The following is a 3928-nucleotide window of genomic DNA, read 5'->3' on the forward strand; positions in this document are numbered from 1 at the left end:
CATGGCAGATACAGCTTGCCATGTGGTTAGCTCCACTACGCGTCTCGGCTTAACTCAGGCGTTAGGCCTCGAACCAAACTCATGCGCAAACTGATACCGACAGCCATAGCTCTTGCTGCTCTTGTGGCAGCCTGCGCTTCGTCGTCCACGCCTAAAACTAGTGTCGGGGCCTCAGCATCATGGCAGCACCACTGTACGCTCGATGGGATTCAACCGGACGACGAGCAGCGTCGCAACTTCTTAGAGCGATTTGTTCGGAGCTGCCAGCCAGTTGATGCCTGCATCCTGTCTTGCATTCGTAGTTCTTGTGCCAAAGCAGTAAAGGGCGGTTGCTTCCACATGTGCAGCTCGGAGATCGGTGCGCAAGAGTCAGTCAGTGCTGACCAGTTTCAAGCTCGCACCCATCCCACATGCGAGTTGCGGCCTAACAATTCATTCAAGCCGACACCGCTTCGCGGCGCGGCTTAATTCTGGTGTTAGGGGGCTTGATGAGTTCAGTCGAGATCGCAGAGATCAAAAGGCGAGCTGAGATCATTTGCGCCAGCGTGACTCAATCGCTGCAAGCCGATCTGCAAGCGCTGCATCGTAGAAATGCCGCCAAACAAATGCTCCGCTCAGGCGCAACGGTCAAGGAGTCAGCCACCATCGTTCGCGCGTCAATACGATTGTACTTCGAGCAGTTAGAACAATTTGTTCGCTCCAGGCCTGACGCGGGTCCTGGGTTCGACGCGGCGATCGTCGACTCTGTTTCCCCCAGCACTACTGCACTTATTGCCTCGGTCAATGAAGGTCTGCTTAAAACAGCAAACTTGGCCGGCGATCCAAACTATGTTCGTGCCATCGAGCAAGAGGTAGCTGGCGAGCTCTCAGCTTCACAAGACACCTTCCGCTCCAACCTGAGAGCGCACTGGGCAAGCCGGACTTCGGTCGGTTCGCTCACTCTTGCGGACAGGCTAGTTCTTGGCTTTGAGATTCTTTGCTTTGCCGCCTTGCTCGTTACCATCGGCATGTGGATTAATGCTCCAACTGGACCTTACGAGCCATTCCTGGCGTTGTTCGGTATCGGATTCACTGCCACCGAAATCTACAGGCGGTATGCCAATCGGCACGCCCCCTAACAATTCATTCAAGCCGAACCCGCTTCGCGGCTCGGCTTAATTCTGGCGTTAGGCCTTGTTTCCCGCACTGTTGTTGCCGGTTCCAGGCAATCTGTAGCGCCTCGCTTATCCGCAGCGTTTGCACCTCGCACGCGCGGCGCAGGCATCGGCCGTCAGCCCTGCAACAGCTCGGCTTCGGACAGGGCGCAGTGAGAGTTCTTAGCCGCGCGAGTCGAGTGTTCTGGCCGCCCCGGAGAACGCGAGCCTCAGGCCGCTCGGCCAGACTTGTTGTACTGTTCGCTCAGGGGTTGGGCTGTCGCAAGGTCGGGCGCAAGCTCGGCGTGCAGCGGCCTAACAAGTCGTTCAAGCCGAAGCCGCTTCGTTACGCAAAGCCCATGGCAGGTAGAGCTTGCCATGGGCTTTGCTCCACTACGCGTCTCGGCTTAACTCTGGCGTTAGACCCCACCATGAGACTGCATCGCATCCCAATCTGGTCCATTGCGCTCGCATCGGTTCTGGTCGCATGCGGCGCTGCGTACCTCTGGGTTGGAGCCATTTCCACTGCCTCTCTGCGATTCGGTGAGTGCGGACCAGCGGACGGATCTTCGTCAGACCCGTACTGTCGTGTAGCCTCGGATCTGCACCAGCAAAGCCTTCTCGTTCTAGGCGTGGCGGTCCTCTTGGCAGTCGCGGCGGTAGGACTCAAGATTCACCGGCGTAGGGGTCGGGTGGGCGGGGCCTAACAATGCGTTCAAGCCGAACCCGCTTCGTTACGCGCCCCACATGGCAAAGAAAGCTTGCCATGCGGTTCGCTCCACTACGCGGGTCGGCTTAACTTAGGCGTTAGGCGGCTATGGAAGGACTTCTCTACTTCGCAGCAACTCTCGCCGTGGCTTTGGGCGCGGCCCATTCGTTCCTTGGGGAGCGGTACATCCTCACCCGCCTGTTTCGCCGCAGTGACTTGCCAAAGCTATTCGGCAGCTCGGAGTTCACGATCCGAACGTTGCGCTTTGCCTGGCACATCACCACGGTCGCGTGGTTCGGCTTTGCTGCGCTCCTAGTGCATGCGGGTCGCGGCGACCTCACGGTGTCCGGCATGCTTCAGATCCTCGGGCTAACCTTTGTTGCGTCCGGGGTCTTGCCTCTGCTTCTCACCAGGGGCAAGCACTTGTCGTGGCTGGTACTGTTCGTCATCGGCGGCATTGCACTTTGGTGCGCCGCCTAACAGTTCATTCAAGCCGACGCCGCTTCACGGCGCGGCTTAATTCAGGCGTTAGCTCCCCAGACATGCATCCCGTGACTTCGTTACTTGAGTGGCTACCTGACTGTGACTTCGGCGTCATGGATCATGGCTTTGTACCTCACGGGCGGGACTACTTTGTGCTCGTCGAGTCTTCCATGGGCAATTATCCGGGGCGGCACCAAGTTCAGTTCACCCATGTCGCTGAGGTGAGCTACACAAGTGTCGTAGCTGATGATGTTTGGACAAAGTCTTGGGGGGAGGAGTTCGTTGACTATCAAGCATGGCTAGATGCCGAAGAGCCGGAGGGCTATGTCTGGGGTACTTGTTGGTCACTGGCATGGCCAGGCATTCGAGCAGTTGAGCCTTCTACGAAAGCCGCTGAGTGGTCAGCTCGTCTTGGCAAGCCGATGTACGAGGCGGAGATTGAGACGGATCGCTTCAGAATTAGCCTTGTTTTCCATAGTTTGCGCTCTGCCAAGGTCAGTGATGAGTCCTCCATCGTGTCAAGCGTCGTCATTCCACTCTCCTAGCGGGGGAGCTAACAATTCATTCAAGCCGACGCCGCTTCGCGGCGCGGCTTAATTCAGGCGTTAGGCCTTGTTTCCCGCACTGCCGGAGCGGCATCTTTGGTCGCATAAGGTTCGCCGCTCATCTGTGACGGTTGGCGCCTCGCACGCGCGGTGAGTGGCATCGGCGTCAGGGCCTGCTGCACCTCGGCTTCGGACAGGCGAGACCCTCCGCAAGATTCGACCTGCCGAGTCGGCTTCGGCCAGGAAGCGGTGGTGGTTCTGGGCCGCGCGAACCGCGGCCTTGGCTTGGGCCCAGCCAAGATCAGCCCCGCGCTCACCGCAGGACTTGTTGTACTGTTCCAGCAGGGGTTGGGCCGTCGCAGGCCGGACGCAAGTTCCGGGCAGCGCCGGCCTAACAAGTCGTTCAAGCCGACGCCACATCGGGGCGCAAATCACATGGCAGGTACAGCTTGCCATGTGCTTCACGCCCCGCTGCGGGGCGGCTTAACTCTGGTGTTAGGTGCCGATGGACACTATGTCGCTAGGGCCAGTAGTGAGCGGACTCGTCGGCGGCGTCGTTGCCATGTTGCTGTGTGGCGCGTGGGCCCGATGGGTTCCTGACGTTTGCAACCGCAAGAGTGCGTCTGTTCTCCTCCGTCAGAACCGAGCAGCTATCTGGACCGTCAATGGCCACTTCTTTGCTGGCATTGGCCTCGCGCTGTGGCTCTATAACACTGGCTACTTTCCACGCACTGATTGGCGCGGGCTTGGCTTTGGCTTCGGGATCGGGTGCGCCTCGGTTTTTCTAGTCCTGCCCTTGTTTGCCTTGGCTGGCGGCCGGAGCCCAAGGGAGGCATTCGTTGCGTACGCCATTGCACAAAAGGCGCCCATGGTGGTGCTATATACCATCCTAGTTCTCGGTGTCGGTGGCCTGGTGGCTTCCATAGCCAGCACAGTCGGCACCTAACAATTCATTCAAGCCGACACCGCTTCGCGGTGCGGCTTAATTCAGGTGTTAGAGGGCTCTATGCACTGTCGCAAGCTGATAGTCGCTCTTTGCATTGCGTCTTGCAGTTCCA

General features: G+C 58.7%; 3 protein-coding genes. All 3 read left to right on the plus strand.

Going from position 1 to position 3928, the window contains the following annotated elements:
- Positions 1–488 precede the first annotated feature (488 nt).
- Complete coding sequence (locus ACW5E8_RS14690; RefSeq protein WP_456966284.1) at positions 489–1118, plus strand: hypothetical protein; 630 nt, start codon at positions 489–491, stop codon at positions 1116–1118.
- 832 nt (positions 1119–1950) lie between these two features.
- Positions 1951–2322, plus strand: coding sequence for a hypothetical protein (locus ACW5E8_RS14695; RefSeq protein WP_456966285.1), 372 nt, complete (start codon positions 1951–1953; stop codon positions 2320–2322).
- Between the two features lie 116 nt (positions 2323–2438).
- A complete protein-coding gene (locus ACW5E8_RS14700) occupies positions 2439–2870 on the plus strand; it encodes a YxiG-like protein (protein ID WP_456966286.1) in 432 nt (143 codons plus the stop codon).
- Positions 2871–3928: the final 1058 nt, after the last annotated feature.

It is taken from the genome of Luteimonas sp. A649, from assembly GCF_054072735.1.

Bases quoted from the DNA above. Each gene is read 5' to 3' on its own strand.
- ACW5E8_RS14690 (WP_456966284.1), top strand. From the start codon at position 489: ATGAGTTCAGTCGAGATCGCAGAGATCAAAAGGCGAGCTGAGATCATT.
- ACW5E8_RS14695 (WP_456966285.1), top strand. From the start codon at position 1,951: ATGGAAGGACTTCTCTACTTCGCAGCAACTCTCGCCGTGGCTTTGGGC.
- ACW5E8_RS14700 (WP_456966286.1), top strand. From the start codon at position 2,439: ATGGATCATGGCTTTGTACCTCACGGGCGGGACTACTTTGTGCTCGTC.